Genomic DNA, 15749 nt, shown 5'->3' on the forward strand with positions numbered 1-15749 from the left:
CGCTACTGACTCTCGTCCCTCCAAACTAGTGGTCTGGAGGATTTGATCCCGGCTCACGAAGATCGCTCTGCCTAGTAACAGAGACTCCGTTGATCCAGTCAATCTGTAGTCCGTTGTCTAAAGCGTCGATCTGATCGAGCACATACCGAAGGGAACGCCGACGCAATAGCAGTTCAATCTCCTGTCCCTTCGCCTGGAATACGTGATAGCCGATTTCTCTTTGCGAGAGAACAGCAGCAAGGTAATCAAGCGAGTTTGCTTTGTTCTCCAAAATAGTAACGGTGTTCTCTGAAGTCTCAACACGCGGAGGATCAAACGAATAACTGATCGGATAAGCCGGAAGCCCGCGGTGTATCAATTGAACGACTCCTTCTTCGATTCGATAGGTCATGCTCAGCTCGTTTAGCGCATATCGCAATACTGATCCAAATTCAAGCTCTTCCCTTGTATCTCCTCGCCTTACCCATACTCTGACAGCGTCTATGCTGCCCCACTCAACTTCGTACTCCAGCTTGTCCGACTGATGGAACTTACTGAGTATCTCGAGCGCCGCCTCGCGATTCACGCAGTAGATGATGAAGTCACAGCCAGTGGGATCAGGCTCACTGTTTGGCGTCGCGATAAACTTACTCCCGTATTTATCGATATCTGCCTTCGTGGGCACTTGGGCGAGGCAATACGCAAACTGCAACAACAGTAGGCAACAAACCAAGACCCTCACGCTTGCATTCATAACTTAGGAACGTACCAGGTACTGAGCCGTTATGGCGACGGCAAGCCAGCAGAGTGGTTCCATGCTATGGCATGGTGAGGAAATCTGAATAACAAGGCACCACCTTACCAATCGCTCGGAAAGCGTTCTGACCATTCGCACCCTCTCCTAGCCTCTCCCAGGGGAGAGGGATCTAGTGACGCTCCCCGTGCATCGAACATACTGACAGGCACGATGTCCATCAGACCGATCAGGCGAACTGTCAAGGCGAAACCCACGCTAGAGGGCGCGGGGGTGCATCTGGCAAGGGCGTTTGGTTTCGGTGAGACCTCCGACACCGACCCGTTCCTGTTGCTCGACGACGGGACGTTCTTGGAGGTTGATCAAAAACCAATTTTTAAGTTTCTTCTCAACGTAAAACCGTAGTACACCGCCGCGACTACCGCGATGACGATGCACACGACCGAGATCAGCACGGCGAGTTTGCCGAGAATCACACCAATGCGACCCATCTGACGGTCGGCTTCGGTTCCATGGCCGGCGTCCACCTCCTTGATCGCCACCTTCCCAAGAATCCAAGCTGGAATCCCGGTCAGCATGACGCCGCCCATGAAGCTCATGATTCCGAGCACGAGCGAGGCGACCGCGTATGTAACTGCCCTATTGTCCGTGACCATGCGTTCTTTCTCAACCCCGCTAGTTCCTACGGATTACTAGCCTGTTGGGTTGTGGCCGCTTAAGACAGACCGCGCGGTCGAACGACGAATCCCAGAGTTTGATCGATCACGATGCCTGCGTCGAGAGCCTCCAACACTTCCACGAGCATCGAAAGCGGGCAGTTCTGCGCACGCAAAGACACCTCGCTACCGGCGGCACGCACGACCCGGTAGCCAACACCTTGCAGCGCGAGCGCCGCAGCAAGAACGTCGAGCGAGTTCACCTCGCCCGATACGAAGTCCATGGCTCCGTGCGAGCCCAACACCTTGAACGGTACAAACAGTTTCCTATACCGGAACAGAGGATAGTAAAGCCCACCTTCGACCTTATAAGTCATGTCGATCGAACTCAGCAACCGTCGATACGCGAGTCTGACAGTTCGTTGCGGATCGTCGCTGGGCTGACTTAGCATGGCCGGAATCCACACGGTCACCGAGTCTGAAGCGCCCCAAGAGACTTCGTACTCCCACTTATCGGTTCTGTGCAGCCGGTGCAACAGTTGCATCATCGCGCTCCGATTCCGCGCGTAGATTTCGATGACGACTCCGCCCGGAGCAAGGGTCTGCTCAGAAATGAATTCGCTCCTATGGTTTGAGAAATCCGCATCCGTGAAGCGCTGCGCGGTAGCAAACGAGCACCACAGCGCAAGACAGACTGAAAACGCAACTTTCAAAATAGCGAACCTCTTAGCTCGATTTGACGGCCACGTTCATCGACAGGTTACGCAGCGCGGCAAGTCTAAAGTCAGTCCCAAACGTCGACGCGCGGCCTGCGGATGTACTGAACCAGTTTCAACAACGCCCACGGACCGAGCATCAGGAACGGCAGCGCATCGTACGTCCACGACAAAAGGTCGCACAGAATTAGGCCGACGACCGTAGACGCTAGCGTTACGAGCACGATCGTCCTGAACTCCGACTTGAATTCAGCCTGCTCGTCCTCCGCCCACGACCTCCATTCGTCGACCCGCTTGACAGCTAAAAACCCCAACCACATGACGCCAAGTGCACCGGCGATCGTCCAGTACGGCACCGTCGCAAGTCGGACAGGCTGATCATCGTCCATGATCGCGGGCCACGAAAAAATCAACGCGACCATCGCCGCATAGAACACGTAAAGCCGCCAGCCCGGACCCTGATCTCGATCCACAAACATCCTTTCAACTATAGGGTATCAGACTTATTGGCAGGTTGCCTGTTCTTGTGCACATCGATGCCGCAGTGTTTCCCTGCCATGTGTCAGTTCTACCGCCGGCATCCGACCGGCTCGGTATAACGGTTGGAAGAACCGCAAGATGAGCGACTGCAAGAACGTCTGGGGCACGACCGAAAAGGCGCGGGAGTACGAACGCGAGTCGGTGCCCGGCCGCCTTGCGCTCTGGCCAGGCAAGCTGCTTCCCTTCGCAAAGCTCTGCTCTAGCGACCGGGTTCTCGACGTCGGATGCGGCACCGGAGTCCTGACGATCGCCGCGCATTTGGTCAGCGAAACCGTTATCGGCCTGGACATCAACGAAAGCATGCTGGCGGTCGCGGCTAGTAAAGAGCCTTTGATAGATTGGCGAATCGGAGACGCCTGCGATCTGCCGTTCGACGACGAATCGTTCGACGTGGTCGTCAGCCAGTTCGCTCTGATGTTCGTCGACGATGCGGCACAGGCACTCAGCGAGATATGGCGCGTGCTGGCGCCGGGCGGACGGCTTGTCGTCGCGGTTTGGGCAACGGGGAAAGACAATCCTGTGCACGAAACTCTCGCCAACTTGGTGCGTGAACATTACGGCGACGAAGCGGCCGCGCGGTACTCAACGCCGTACGCTATGGGAGATGCAACAGCACTGCAAGAATTGGCGCAGTCAGCAGGCATCACCCGGCCGAAGATCCGGTTGCTGCGAAGCATGGTGACGTCAGCCTCTCTCACGCAACTCGTAGAGGGGAACGTAAAGAAATGGGTCTCCGACGACCCCGCCGACGACGAAAAGCTGGCCGCGATGCACTCGCAAGCAAGAGAGTTATTAAGCGATTACGAACAGGCGTCAGGCGAAATGAAGTACCCGATGAAGGCCATGGTCGTCATTGCCACGAGGTGAACAACGCTCTACTTCGATCTGCGCTTCCTGTACAACTCGCGCAGAAGAGTCATCTGCCCGCTGTGATACGCCTCGTGCTCGACCAGGTGGTGCAACACCCAGCGCAGCGTGAACTCGTTGCCTCTGCCGATTCCGGTGTGCGAAGGCTTCAGGCCTTTCATGGCTTTCTTCGTCTTCCTGCGGATGTCGGTCATCTGCTTGAGGTACCAGGCCTTCGGCTTCTTCAACGGAGTCCCGTAGATGCCGTTGGCGATGTCCATCCGCTTATAACCGAGCCCGTTGATGAACTTCATGTCCATGTCCTTGCCAAGAGTAACGCTCTGAATCCACCAGTACTCCGCCATCACGCAGTGCAGGATCATCATGGCGATCGAGTGTGCGCCCTTCTTCGCCTGCCATCTGAACTCCTTCTCGGAGATACCGCGCAAGTCGTCCTTCCACGACTTGGTCGTCGCGTCCATCATCGCAACGAGCAGAGCGACCTCGCTTCTCGACGCGGGTTTAATGTCGTACTTCTTCTTTGCCATTGACGAGTTTTACTTCATGTCGTCAAGCCGGTTCCAGCGTCCCTAGTAAAATGCGCCTCTTGTACCGACCTGCTAACCTGCAACAAACAGTTCCCATGCAAGCCAAACGAGGCTGATGATGGACCCTGCGATGCCCAGCACCATTCCAGTCCGCACATATTTCCGGTCGGACGGGTCAGTAATGCCGGTCTTCATGTGACGAAGCTCGGCTCTCCCCATCAGCCACGCAGGGATGCCAGAAATGGGCCCCAGCAAGACGCAACTCAGAATTCCGAGCACAAGGATAGTGTCCGCCTTGGAGTTTCTAGGATAGAACGGCATGACGCTGTCTGTTCTCCACTGTGAAACTCGAGAGTACCCTGGGACAAAGACATGGCAAAGCGATCGAAGGAGAGTCTTCGACCGCCATAGCACGCTTACAGAAAGCGCTTACGCCGTCTTCCTGCGCCGTCGCGCAACGAGTGCCGCAGCACCGAGACCGAGCGCGATCATCGACGCTGGCTCGGGCACAGGGTCGAGGTTAACTTGCGTGAACTTGCTGATCTCGGCGTTCGCGAGAATGTCGGCATGGGTCAGCATGCGCCGACGACCCGATGAGATCGACCAGAATAGGTTCGCGTGCGAAAGATTCAGGTGTGCGCCGCTGATCGTCGAAATCGAAGCGCCTGTAAAAGGCAGCGGTGCTCTAATGTCGATGTCGCCGTCGGCGTTCTCGGCCTGGAAGGAGGTGTTCGCTCTGGACATACCGAGCGCATGGGCGATCTCGTGCATTGCGATCGCCATCATGTCGTGCCTTCCGAACGCAAAACCCGTCGCGCCCGTGTACTCCCGGCCGATGTTCATGATCCCGCCGCCGAGATCCGCGGTGTACTCCGTGAACGTCGTGTACTCTGAAGGGTCGAACGGCGTCAGATCTGTGAACCAGTTAGTGCTCGAGTCGTTATCGAATCGGACCAGCCCATGAGTCTCTCGGTTCGGCGATCCGCCCTGGGCCAGAAGCCTGTGGGAAGCGAGGGTACCGCCGCCGAGCGACTGCCACCCGAAGTGGATCTCCACCGTGTGCGTGTCCTGCAGAGCCGACTCCCAATAGTCGGCAGCAGCGCTGAACACGGCCTGAAGGTTGCCGCCGCCAGCCTGAAAGCCGCTGGCCGAACCGGCAGTTCCAGCACCGCCAGGGAACGTATCGCCGGGCGCAATGAAATCGCGGATGATGATGATGGCGTCAGCCCGTGAGGCCGAGCCCAGCGTCAAGGCGCTGACGAGAACGATCGCTGCACACCGGGTAATAGGTGATCTCATTGCTTCCTCTCTGATCCAAGAACTTGTCCCGAACCCAATCGGCACGGTGAACACGTTTATTCTACACTCAAATCCATTGAGCAGGCGACCGGTACAATTACTTGGTAAGAGCAGAAACTAGTAGATCGAGATGCGACAGCATACGCTTAGCTCCGCGCTGACATTCCAACCTGCCCGAAGTACGCACGTATTGGCCGGTGCTTTCAAACGGAAGTCAGCGGCACGACGCGCAAGCTAAAGCATGCGGCTACTCTTCCCTCGCGCCAGACGCGCAGCCTAAAGAGTACGGCTACTCCTCTTTCGCCCCAGCCGAAATCCAGTCCTCGATCAGCTTGATCTCTTCGTCCTTCAGAGCGGCGCGTCCTTTCGGCATTCGGGTCACTCCCCGCCCCTTGATAGCCCGCACGATTCGACTTCTGTTCGGGTTGCCCGCATTGACGACCCTGCTGCGCATCAGCTGGCGGTAGGACGTCATGTTGACTCCCCCGCTGGCCGTTCGCCCGTGGCACGGCATACACTTTGATTGCAGCAAGTCGTTGACCGCGGACCAAGTGGCGCCACCGGCCGCAACGTCCTCTACGAGTTTCGCTCCCGCCGGTGCGTGGAAGACGAAGTCGTCCGTTGACTCATCTTCCGACACTTCAATCTCCTTCGCCCACACGATCCATTCCTTCCCTTCGCTTGCGATGTTGTACCCCCGTGCGAAACCGATTTTTGCGTCGAGATAGAACGTGGCCGTCGATTCACCGTCGGCGAGCGTTACAGTCGATTCCGTTACGTCCACCCCGCGCAATCGGCGGCTCCGACCATCCTTTCCTGATTTGATGAGCTTGGTCGTATCGCTCTGCAAGAACGACGCCCAACCCCACAGCGACGGTTGCGTGATGTGCGACAGCATGATCGCCTTGGAAGCAGGCTCCTCCGAGTACGTCTTCGCCTTCTTGTCGTACACTGTCAACGTCTTGCCATCAGAGACGACGAGTTTGCTCGGCGACTCGATCCGCAGCATGTCCGGCTTGCCGTACGTGACGGTGAACTCCTCCAAGGTGCCGCCGATCTCCTGCACCGTGAACTTGGCCGTGAACGACTTCGCCTTGGTCAGCGTGCTGACGTGGGTCGCGACACCAGTTGGCAACCCCCGCTGGACGGCAAAGGCGAACACGGCAAGACCAAGCACGACGATACAAATGGATTTCTTCATGAGGAACTCTTTGAGTCAGACGAATAAGCATAGACGAAATGCAGGCGACTTGGGTTCAGTTCCAACTTGCCGTCCGCGCCACGCTTTTAGAAAGCGAGCGGTGGTATGTTGCCAGGAATGGGGTTTACGCCAGAGTACCGCGAGCGGATCGAGGAGATTCTGAGCGCGGTCGCGCCAATACAGACGAGGCCGATGTTCGGCGGCGTCGGCATCTACTCCGACGGCCTGTTCTTCGCGCTCATCGCCGAGGACAAGCTGTACTTCAAGGTCGACGATTCTAACAAGTCCGACTTCGAGGAGGCCGGCATGGAGCCGTTCTATCCGTACGATTCGCCCAAGCCGATGAAGTATTGGGAGCTGCCGGAGTCGGTGCTGGCAGACGCAAACGAACTGGCGGTCTGGATCGACAAGGCCCTGGCCGTGGCGGAAAAGGCGAAGCGCAAGAAGAAACGATAGCGCCTATCGCAGATAGCTTCGGCTAGAATATAGACAAGAGGAACGATTCGATATGTTGTCCTTCGCATTTTTTCTGGTCGCGCAAGCATCCGCTGTCGACAATCAGCTTACAGTCGCCGACTTTGAGGAAGCAACGAAAGTCCTCCGAGTGGCGGGATTGCAATTCCCTGGTGACGGCGAATACCGAACTGTCACTTTAGAGCTCTTGACTTTCCGCTTCGGGCCAAGCGAAATAAAGTTGAACGGCTGGATCGTCATAGACGAGTACACCGGTAAGAAGTCGTTCCTGGCCTGGAACGGAATAAAGTACGACGAGTTCGAAGTCGGCCCGGCAGCAAGCGTAGAAGAAGACCTCGAAAGGAGCAGTGCCATCGTCGAGGCGAAAAGGTTTCATTTTTTTGTGGAGCATCGGCCCGCCTTGCATCCGACCAGCAAAATCGCAGCGCTCCTCCTGCACTCCTTGGGACTTGAAGAAAGAGCTGTGGCAGCGGCCCTGCATCTGAACTTCCCGCAAATAAAAGGAGGAATCGTCACCGAAGCCCTGCAACAGTACGATCAAATCCTCACGATCAACGCAGCTCTTCAAATAAAATTTGGCAGATACCAAGAGGCTTATCTTCAAACGAGGTCGCTGCGACGCTTTCGGAACTTGTTCGACGAGGTGTTAGAGGCCAAAGGCGTCAGGCTCCGCAGGATACCACGGAAGGGTCTCAGCAACCATTGGATCATTGACGCCTGGCTAGTCGATATTCGGAGGCGCCTCGTAGATGCAAGAACTCCGGAAATGTCGCTTGAGGAGATCGCAAGACTGCCCCAAGGCCAACAGATCGAAGCCTTGGTCGAAGGACTCGACGACTCCGTCGGATTCCGGCCTCCGCAGCAGCGGTTCGAATCTGCATCGCTCTCTCCAGACGGAATGCTTGAGTCCTTCGGCCAGGCGGCCGTCGCCGCGCTCATCCCGCACATGAACGATAAAACTGCTTCGCGGGCCGTGGGGAAACCAGGTCTAACGCTCGGCCACCCAGTGTTCGCAACGACAGGAAGCGTCTGTGTCGAGCTTGTAGAATTTGCCCTCAGTTTGAGCCCGCTTCCTGCAAAGGCCGGACTTTACGACTTGGAGCTGATAGCACGCTACTGGGACTCTGTGCGCGAACTCCCGATCGAGGAGCAGTGGCTCCGTGCTTTGGAGTTCGACGGATTCGGCCCGGGGATTTGGTTGGCTGCCGCTGAGAATTTGTCAATTCCTCCGTGGGTGACCATCACGGGCATTGGCGGCAGAAGATTGGCTGAGAATGCTCGAATCGAGGTCGATACGCCAAGACACAAATGGGCATCTTTGGACGAAAGGGCTCACGACCGAGTTGTCCGCGCCATAGAATCCAGAACCCGAACCGTTCTGGATAGCGTCGACCGACAGAATCCGCCAATGGTTTTCATTCAGGCAGCGAGTAAAATGTCCGTCGCGCTCGCCGCGTGGGATCTCGAAGCATCAACTACGATCGTGGCGGAGGTCCTGCGACATTACTTAGAGCAGGAGTCGAGCCCGTTCATCGGCCCCGAGGCTTGCGCGCTCACATCGGCTCTGATCTGCGCTGGCGACGACAGTGGCTGGGACATCTATGAAGCCCTGCTCGAAAGGATTCAGAGGGATGCGCGCAGCGACTATGACAAACTTTTCGCTCCGCTCTGGCAGCACTACGATGACCCGAGGGCAAAGCAGATAGCGCAGCGCATATTCTCAGGCGATGATGGCTGGAACGCGACAATGATCGTCGCTAGATCCTTTGCAAGACTTCCGACGGTCGCTCTCCTGCCTGAGTTTAGGCGCAGCCTGCTGCCCGGTTTCGACGATACCGATGTCGCTACGACTGCAGTACGATTCAGCGAAAGGACCGTCAGCTATGCGATACCCACTGGAGGGTCTGCGAGTCGGTCAATAGATCCTGCCGGGACAACCGTTCCCGTGGGAGGAGAGTTTGAAATCAGGTGGTGTGATCTGCTAGCAATCAAGCTGTCAAGAACCACGATTTCCGAGGGAGGCTTTGATGTAGCTTGGCCTGTGAATCGACGTGACATCTTCATTTCGAACTTGAGGAGCGACATGGCGAGAGATGACTTCAACTGGTCTAAACTTCCCGAGCGACAGCGGCCTAGGATCTATACATTTGATCCTGTCTTCGCCACGTCGTTGCCGCCACGTCCGAGAATAGAAACTGTAGACCGGTTCGGGGTTCGGCCACGGTTCAATATCGTCGAGCCCGGAATCGTGCATGTGCGGCTCGGGAGTTCGGAGGTTCGGAAGTTCGGACGATGGGGGAGGAGTTAAGAGTCTTCGCTAGTCGCAAAACGCCAGCGCTACGTCGTCGGGTTCTCGACGTAATCGCCGCCGCGACAGCTCTTCAGATACTCCAGCGCGAACACCTGCCCTGTCATCTCAAGGTCGCCTTGGTAAACCGGGTCGTGCCAGCCTTCGATGTCGATCGAGCCGGTCCACTCGGCCTTGCGCAGGATCGTGATCACATCGGCCCAGTTCGTGTCGCCGAACCCCGGCGTCCGGTGCCAAACGCACTCTGCATCTGACCGAATCCCCTCAGCGCTGATGATGTCCCAGTTGATCGTCGCGTCCTTGCCGTGGATGTGATGGATGCGCGGTATCCACTGCCGCAGCTGCGGGATCGGGTCAATCAGCGAGACCATCTGGTGGCACGGCTCCCACTCCAGGCCGATCGACGCGCTCGGCACTTCGTTGAACATCATCTCCCAAGCGCGCGGCGCGTGCGCGATGTTCCACTTTGGGCTCTGCCACGTACCGTGCATGTCGCAGTTCTCAAACGCTATTTTCACGCCTTCATCTTCAGCGACCTTGACCAAGTGGCCGAACACCTTTTTGAACTTCGGCATGCTCTCGTCCACCGGTCGGTCTTCGAGCGCGCCGGCAAATCCGCAAACACACCCCGCGCCAAAGTAGTGCGCGCTCTTGATCAGCGTCTCCCAATCACGCGCGGTCTTGTCATCCTGCAGAGGGTTGCCGTACAGACCGACGCTGCTGATGATCGCATCGTCGCCGATCACTTCTTTGACCTGTTTGGCGATCTCGGGCAGGTCGTTGTCGTCGATATGCGCCCACATGTTGAGCTGGAACGACTCGAACCCGTGCGGCAGAATCTGCTTAATGTAATCTGGCGCCCCGGCCATTTTGACGAGCGTGCCGATGCTGATGTCCTGGTGGTTCTCGCGGATCATGTTTTCAGTCGACAGTTTACAGTCTACAGTCTTCAGTTGTCGGCTAGGAACGACTTTCTGAGTCCGAAGATCATCTTGGCTATCTCCTCGCACTGTTTCAGTTCCGTGGCAGGATCGGCGAAGCCCAAGTCCCTGACCAAGTAAAGCAACGTCTGGACCTCGCGAAGGCTCCCGAGAGCGATTGACAAGAATCTAGACAGCTCGCGGTCAGAGGAACGACCGTGCCCCTCGGCTATATTCGATGGAATGGAGACTGCTGCTCGCCTCAGTTGGCTAACAAGGCCAAACCTTTCGTCAGGTGGCAGTTTTGTGGTTAAGCCGTACACCGAGCGCACCATCGCCATCGCCTTCTGCCATACCAGCAGATCTTCAAATCCCGCCATCACTTCCCTCCAATTCCAAACTGACAACTGACGACTGCCGCCTTACCGATAATTCTCAAACTTCACCGGCATCGGCAGCTTCAGCCCCTTCACGAACGCCATCGTCTTCTGCAGCTCGTCCTTGTCCTTGCCGGTGATGCGAATTGCGTCGCCCTGGAACTGCGCTTTGACCTTCAGGCCCTCGTCCTTGATCTGTTTGATCATCGGCCTGGCGTGCTCTTGCTCGATCCCCTGCTTCATCGTGACTTTCTGCCGCACGGAGACGCCGCTGCCGGGCTCGAGCTTGCCGTAGTCGAGCTGCCGCGAGTCGACCCCGCGCTTGACCATCTTGCTGATCACGATGTCCTTGAGCTGGTCCATCCGGAACTCGTCGTCGGCGGTCAGGGTGATCACGTCGTTCTCGAACACCGCCGCGACCTTCGTGCCCTTGAAGTCGTAACGGTTGGCGACCTCGCGACGCACCTGGTCGATCGCGTTGCGGACCTCCATCATGTCCGCCTTGCTGACGATGTCGAATGAAAACTCTTTGGCCATCGCTTGCCATTGTAACGCAAATGGGTCGCGAGTCCAGAGTCCCGAGTCCAAAGACGTGTCGCACGATGCCAAAAGACGCGCGGGGTGGGCGCGGCTGACGTGGCACGGCCATCTTGGCCGTGAGTAGCTTGGGCATCCTGCCCAAGGCGCTGGATCAGGGCGCCGACTCGGCCGACGCTTTCAGCGACCGCAGGTACTCTGCCAGCGCCCGCAGTTTCTCATCACCCAGCTCATCGAAAGAGGGCATGCCGACTTTGCCTTTTGATGCAGGGTCTTTGAGCATTTCCATCAGCCAATCCGGGTCCGGGTACTTATTGCCCACGCCAGCCAGATTAGGACCAAAGGTAGACCCTCCCTCATCACCTACGCTGTGGCAGTTCATGCAGGGCCCAGTTTCAAACACCGCCCTGCCCGTTTCCGCCAGTTCCATGTTCACGGGTCCGAACTGCGCGGGGTCCTCGCCCGATGATGCAGTCCCCTCCGGCGGCAGGTCCGCAATCCCCTTGAACGTGAACGCCGCGATCGTCAGGGTCACGGCCAGCCCGATGCCGACGATCCATCGCCGCTCCGACGGACGGCGGCTGGGCGACCGATCCAGCCAGGGCAGAGCCAGCATCCCAGTTATGACAACGCCGGGAATAACGACGGTCGCCAGGACTTCCATTCCGGGCGGCATCATCTTCAACAACTCGAAAAGACCGAGGAAGTACCACTCAGGCCGGGGTATGAAGTCGCTCCCGGAAGGGTCTGCGACCGGGCCGAGTTCCGGCGCGAACGATATCGCCAGCCAGCCGAGGAACACCATCCCCACGAGCGCCACGACCGCGTCTTTGAAGACCTGGACTGGGAAGAACGGCGAGGGCTTGCCGGGACGTGGCACGACCGGACCGGCCGTCTGGTGCCGCCGCAGAAGAAAGAGATGCACCGCAACCAAGAGAACCAGCAACGCCGGCAACCCGATTATGTGTAGCGCATAGAAACGGGTCAGCGTGAGCGGTCCGACCTCCGCCCCTCCCAGCATGAGCGTCTGCAGCATTCCACCTATGAGAGGAACGGTCGCGGCGATCTTCGTGCCTACGACCGTCGCCCAGTACGCCTTTTGGTCCCACGGCAGCAGGTATCCGGTGAAGCCTAGGGCGAGTATCACTTGGAGGAGGATGACGCCGACCACCCAGGTCATCTCGCGGGGTTTCTTATAAGCCCCCCAAAAGAAAACCCGCAGAAGGTGCAGGCACATCACGACGATGATGGCGCTTGAGCCCCAACTGTGCAGACCACGGATGAACGAACCCAGCGTTACCCCCTCGGAAATGTGTTTCACGCTCGCGTGCGCGTCCGCCGGACTGGGCACATAGTACATGGACAGCGCGAAGCCGGTGATGACCTGAAACACCAGCAGAATTAGAACGAGGCTGCCGAGCGTCTGCCACCAGCCGACGCCCGGCGGCATCGGCTCGCTTAGGAACTTCTTGGTAAAACCAAGGACGCCGAACCGCGACTCCAGCCACTCTTTCAGCTTGGGCAACACCTGCGCACTCCCCTCTGAATCTTCAGTCTGCATCGCTTCGGGCTGTCCGACAGTCTCTCTGCTTTCCATTGCGCTTCTTCCCGCGTCAGGCGGTCTCAGTTTCGCTACTGATCCAGATCTGCCCGTCTTCTACCTTTACGGGACGGCGATCCAGCGGCTTGGGCGGCGGTCCGGAAACGACGTTTCCGTCTTGGTCAAAAATACCGCCGTGGCACGGACACAGGTACTTGCCCTCCTCTTGGCTGAACTTAACCCGGCACCCAAGGTGCGTGCATGTGGGATCCAATGCCTTAAGCCCGTCCGGGCTCTTATGGACGTACACATGATAAGTGCGGCGCGTCGTTACGTACCCTTGTTTCACATCCAGGTCGAACGAAACCTCGCGCGTTTCGCCGTCGGCAAGGTCGTCCGCTTTCAGTACGGGCGACCAGGTAACTTCGCCTCGTCGCTTCTTCAGCGGGTCGCCGACGAACGCCGCAATCGGACCCACGACGCCCAGGAAGAGCCCCGTATATATTAGTCCCGACATCCAACTCAGGAAACCGCGGCGGGTAGGGTTGATCTTTTCGAACTCCAGATTATCCTGAATGTCATGACCGTCCATTAGTTCCGCTAAAACCATTATGGCCGTTGGCAAACTTAGACGCGGCCCGCGATCTCGGAAGATTCACCGGGATCAAATCAAATGCGTCGCTGACGCTCGTCCGTGACTCGCGCGGGGTGGTCGCCGCTGACTGTTATCAGACCCATCCCACCATCCCTCCACACTCGCAGCGTGGAGGGTTTGGTTCCGACTTGGCTGATTCGTTGCATACTGTACAGAGTGCGAAAGAAGAGGAAGGTCTGGTGGATCGTTGTTGGGGTCGCGTCTCTGGGCGCGCTTTATGGGACGGGAATTGCTGTAAGAGCACAAACCCCAGACGCGAAACTTGAGGCGGCTCTGCGCGAGGCGTTCGTCGCTTCCGGTCTTGAGAAAATAGAACGACCAGCCCCAGGCTTCGGTGGTTCGCTGCACGATGTCGACAGATACAAGTCGAAGGAGTTAGCCTTCAGCGAGGTTGTTGAGATCGCCAGGAAGCTCGAAAGCGGGTTCCCTGATTGCACCCTCTACGAAGACAGCACCGGGTCATACGTTGTCCTGACGACCGGCACATCGTTCAGATCGCTCGTTCAAGTTGCAATCTGGCCGAACATGTCGGAGACACTCAGCGGTGACAGAGTTGGAGAACAGTTCACAACTATAGAAATCGCCAGGCGTGGCTACGAATCCTTCGCTGACCGCGTCAGGAGTTGGCTGCCGTGGTGAGTGATGCGTTGCGTGGGCGCGGTTGACGGTCATCCTGAGCTCAGCCTGTGCTGAGCTTAGCCTGTCCTGAGCTTAGCCTGTCCTGAGCCTGTCGAAGGATCGAAGGATCGAAGCATCGAAGTACCCGTCCCGAGGAGTTGGATTGCCCGGGCTTTCGCGCTAATCCTCGGTCTCTTCGACCGCGGCGTCCGAGGAGCCTTTCACCAGGTCGATGACGTGAAGGCAGTCCTGCTTGTTCTTGTACGACTCGCCGGACGCGATGATCTCGCCGTTGTCGGCCTTCAGTCGCCAACGCCATTCGCCCCTGACGTCCTTGTAACAGTTGAATACCATGTTCGAACCTCAAGCCAGAGAGTACCGGGCAACCTGTCGCAAAGTCGACCGCGCGGGCCGGTCGCGGTTGGCGATTTACGATCGCGGTCTGCACAGGTGTCAGACCGGGCCCCCCGCCTCCTTCCGGCTCGTCGGTCATACTGGCCCTGAACGCTAATGACTTTCGCGCAAGCATTCGCGATCGAGCAAATCGATAAGACGACCACGAAGACCTTTCTTGGCGGCCTGAAAGTGCAATACTTCGCGGTTCGCTCCCTGGCCTGCATCGCATTCGGGATAGGTGCTGAGCTTGCGATCACTTTCAAGAGCGAGGAAGAAGCATTCTTCGCGACGTTCCTGGTACGACCCGAGAAAGTCGATGCGGTGAGGGGCTTCTTATCCAAGGTTGCAAACGAGCAGATCGCAGAGCTGTTGCCGGGTGTCGGTAGCTCGGTGGAACTTGTGATGAAGCTCGAATCGGTCAAGTGGGTAAGAAACGGTCACGCCGAGGACTGGATGACGTTTGATCCGAAGGCGAAGCTCTCGAGAGAAGAAGGCATCCATGTGGTGCTCGAGCATGCCATGAACGGCGTCGCGACGGGACTCTACCACCCGACGGAATGGCGGCGATTGGCTGCACTTGACTCCGAAGAAGCGAAGGAGATTAGCAGGGCAGCACCGGAGATTCTCTCTAAGTCAGAAGCGGAGGATCTCCAGCACGCTCCCGATGAGTTCATGACAGCCTTCCTCGACTTCTGCGACAGACTCCATCCCGAGCAGGCTGTGCTCCTCCGCAGTGTGCAACGGTCAGTCTAGTATCACGGTTCGGGTCTGCACAGGTGTCAGACCGGGCCACCCGCCCGGATACTTAGAGATCAAGTTTTGACAGTGCAGCCCGGTATGACCGCAGTTTGGCCGGACCAATGTAGACATATTCTACAAGGGCCAAAAAGAAATCCTCGAGCGTGGCGGCTTCTTGTTCAGTTACGTCTGGGCCATCGTGTGCCCCTTTATTGCCTAGTTGGCGGGACACCCTCGCCATGTCAACTGCGAAAGCGGGTAAGTCCAGTTGTTTGACCAGCGCAGTCAGTGCCTGCGCTAGATTTCTTTCGCTAACGCCCTGCTCCGTGCACATTGCTTCCAGCGCACGACGGATTTGGACGGCGAAGGCGGATGGCAGGCGCTTCTTAACGGTGAGCGCGTCTCGGTACCGTTTTTGTACCGTTTTTGGAACAGCTGGCCCTAAATAAGCGTTCAATGGCCACAACGATTGAGTCGTTTCGCCCTCGTCGTGATGGACGGCAACTTCTCTACAGGTACCACAGCAGACGAACAAATAGGTTCTTATGCCGATTTCCTCCCGGCTGTCTTCATCCCACACTGATTCCGTGTGCTCGGCGAGAATCTGATGCGGAGTTTCATTGCCGCAGGCAAGACAGAGGATCGTT

The 15749-nt window shown here is 57.5% G+C and carries 20 protein-coding genes and 1 pseudogene; 6 read left to right on the forward strand and 15 right to left on the reverse strand.

Annotation, left to right across the window (positions count from 1 at the left end; translation table 11 throughout):
* Positions 1 to 25 precede the first annotated feature (25 nt).
* Positions 26 to 664: a hypothetical protein gene (locus IH944_13195; protein MCH7905505.1), complete on the reverse strand. Its 639-nt coding sequence runs from the start codon at positions 662 to 664 to the stop codon at positions 26 to 28.
* A 282-nt stretch (positions 665 to 946) separates the two neighbouring features.
* On the opposite strand from IH944_13195, the pseudogene IH944_13200 reads away from it, so the two are divergent.
* Positions 947 to 1075, forward strand: a pseudogene (locus IH944_13200) (pirin family protein).
* A 20-nt stretch (positions 1076 to 1095) separates the two neighbouring features.
* Here the strand turns inward: IH944_13200 and IH944_13205 are convergent.
* The 3 genes from IH944_13205 to IH944_13215 all read right to left on the reverse strand — a co-directional run bounded on the left by IH944_13205 (position 1096) and on the right by IH944_13215 (position 2584).
* The gene (locus IH944_13205; GenBank protein ID MCH7905506.1) at positions 1096 to 1389 is read right to left on the reverse strand and encodes a hypothetical protein; all 294 of its coding nucleotides are present in this window, start codon (positions 1387 to 1389) and stop codon (positions 1096 to 1098) included.
* A 59-nt stretch (positions 1390 to 1448) separates the two neighbouring features.
* Entirely contained in the window at positions 1449 to 2102 is a 654-nt protein-coding gene (locus IH944_13210) for a hypothetical protein (GenBank protein MCH7905507.1), read from the reverse strand.
* 71 nt (positions 2103 to 2173) lie between these two features.
* Positions 2174 to 2584, reverse strand: coding sequence for a hypothetical protein (locus IH944_13215; GenBank protein MCH7905508.1), 411 nt, complete (start codon positions 2582 to 2584; stop codon positions 2174 to 2176).
* Between the two features lie 139 nt (positions 2585 to 2723).
* On the opposite strand from IH944_13215, the gene IH944_13220 reads away from it, so the two are divergent.
* Positions 2724 to 3512, forward strand: coding sequence for a class I SAM-dependent methyltransferase (locus IH944_13220; protein MCH7905509.1), 789 nt, complete (start codon positions 2724 to 2726; stop codon positions 3510 to 3512).
* 8 nt (positions 3513 to 3520) lie between these two features.
* Here the strand turns inward: IH944_13220 and IH944_13225 are convergent, their stop codons facing one another.
* The 4 genes from IH944_13225 to IH944_13240 all read right to left on the reverse strand — a co-directional run bounded on the left by IH944_13225 (position 3521) and on the right by IH944_13240 (position 6539).
* The gene (locus IH944_13225; protein ID MCH7905510.1) at positions 3521 to 4039 is read right to left on the reverse strand and encodes a DUF664 domain-containing protein; all 519 of its coding nucleotides are present in this window, start codon (positions 4037 to 4039) and stop codon (positions 3521 to 3523) included.
* A 72-nt stretch (positions 4040 to 4111) separates the two neighbouring features.
* Positions 4112 to 4318, reverse strand: coding sequence for a hypothetical protein (locus tag IH944_13230; GenBank protein ID MCH7905511.1), 207 nt, complete (start codon positions 4316 to 4318; stop codon positions 4112 to 4114).
* 150 nt (positions 4319 to 4468) lie between these two features.
* Entirely contained in the window at positions 4469 to 5338 is an 870-nt protein-coding gene (locus IH944_13235) for a PEP-CTERM sorting domain-containing protein (GenBank protein ID MCH7905512.1), read from the reverse strand.
* Positions 5339 to 5627: 289 nt separating this feature from the next.
* The gene (locus IH944_13240) at positions 5628 to 6539 is read right to left on the reverse strand and encodes a hypothetical protein (GenBank protein ID MCH7905513.1); all 912 of its coding nucleotides are present in this window, start codon (positions 6537 to 6539) and stop codon (positions 5628 to 5630) included.
* A 117-nt stretch (positions 6540 to 6656) separates the two neighbouring features.
* Between IH944_13240 and IH944_13245 the strand changes: the two genes are divergently transcribed.
* Complete coding sequence (locus IH944_13245) at positions 6657 to 6995, forward strand: TfoX/Sxy family protein (GenBank protein MCH7905514.1); 339 nt, start codon at positions 6657 to 6659, stop codon at positions 6993 to 6995.
* A gap of 52 nt (positions 6996 to 7047) precedes the next feature.
* On the forward strand, positions 7048 to 9321 hold the full coding sequence (locus tag IH944_13250) for a hypothetical protein (protein MCH7905515.1): 2274 nt from the start codon (positions 7048 to 7050) through the stop codon (positions 9319 to 9321).
* Between the two features lie 29 nt (positions 9322 to 9350).
* Here the strand turns inward: IH944_13250 and IH944_13255 are convergent, their stop codons facing one another.
* The 5 genes from IH944_13255 to IH944_13275 all read right to left on the reverse strand — a co-directional run bounded on the left by IH944_13255 (position 9351) and on the right by IH944_13275 (position 13287).
* On the reverse strand, positions 9351 to 10238 hold the full coding sequence (locus tag IH944_13255; GenBank protein MCH7905516.1) for a sugar phosphate isomerase/epimerase: 888 nt from the start codon (positions 10236 to 10238) through the stop codon (positions 9351 to 9353).
* Positions 10239 to 10270: 32 nt separating this feature from the next.
* Complete coding sequence (locus IH944_13260; GenBank protein ID MCH7905517.1) at positions 10271 to 10621, reverse strand: four helix bundle protein; 351 nt, start codon at positions 10619 to 10621, stop codon at positions 10271 to 10273.
* A gap of 42 nt (positions 10622 to 10663) precedes the next feature.
* A complete protein-coding gene (locus tag IH944_13265) occupies positions 10664 to 11155 on the reverse strand; it encodes a YajQ family cyclic di-GMP-binding protein (GenBank protein ID MCH7905518.1) in 492 nt (163 codons plus the stop codon).
* A 154-nt stretch (positions 11156 to 11309) separates the two neighbouring features.
* Entirely contained in the window at positions 11310 to 12752 is a 1443-nt protein-coding gene (locus IH944_13270; GenBank protein MCH7905519.1) for a cytochrome b N-terminal domain-containing protein, read from the reverse strand.
* 16 nt (positions 12753 to 12768) lie between these two features.
* Positions 12769 to 13287 carry a ubiquinol-cytochrome c reductase iron-sulfur subunit gene (locus tag IH944_13275; GenBank protein MCH7905520.1) on the reverse strand — a complete coding sequence of 173 codons (519 nt, stop codon included), beginning with the start codon at positions 13285 to 13287 and terminating at the stop codon, positions 12769 to 12771.
* Between the two features lie 219 nt (positions 13288 to 13506).
* On the opposite strand from IH944_13275, the gene IH944_13280 reads away from it, so the two are divergent.
* On the forward strand, positions 13507 to 13989 hold the full coding sequence (locus IH944_13280) for a hypothetical protein (protein MCH7905521.1): 483 nt from the start codon (positions 13507 to 13509) through the stop codon (positions 13987 to 13989).
* 159 nt (positions 13990 to 14148) lie between these two features.
* Here IH944_13280 and IH944_13285 read toward each other — a convergent pair whose 3' ends face one another.
* Entirely contained in the window at positions 14149 to 14322 is a 174-nt protein-coding gene (locus IH944_13285; protein ID MCH7905522.1) for a DUF1508 domain-containing protein, read from the reverse strand.
* A gap of 156 nt (positions 14323 to 14478) precedes the next feature.
* On the opposite strand from IH944_13285, the gene IH944_13290 reads away from it, so the two are divergent.
* Positions 14479 to 15117, forward strand: coding sequence for a hypothetical protein (locus IH944_13290; GenBank protein ID MCH7905523.1), 639 nt, complete (start codon positions 14479 to 14481; stop codon positions 15115 to 15117).
* A gap of 52 nt (positions 15118 to 15169) precedes the next feature.
* Here IH944_13290 and IH944_13295 read toward each other — a convergent pair.
* On the reverse strand, positions 15170 to 15749 hold a 580-nt coding region (locus tag IH944_13295; GenBank protein ID MCH7905524.1), incomplete at its 5' end, for a DUF4145 domain-containing protein.

The organism is Armatimonadota bacterium, assembly GCA_022563855.1.
Taxonomy (GTDB): domain Bacteria; phylum Armatimonadota; class Fimbriimonadia; order Fimbriimonadales; family Fimbriimonadaceae; genus JADFMN01.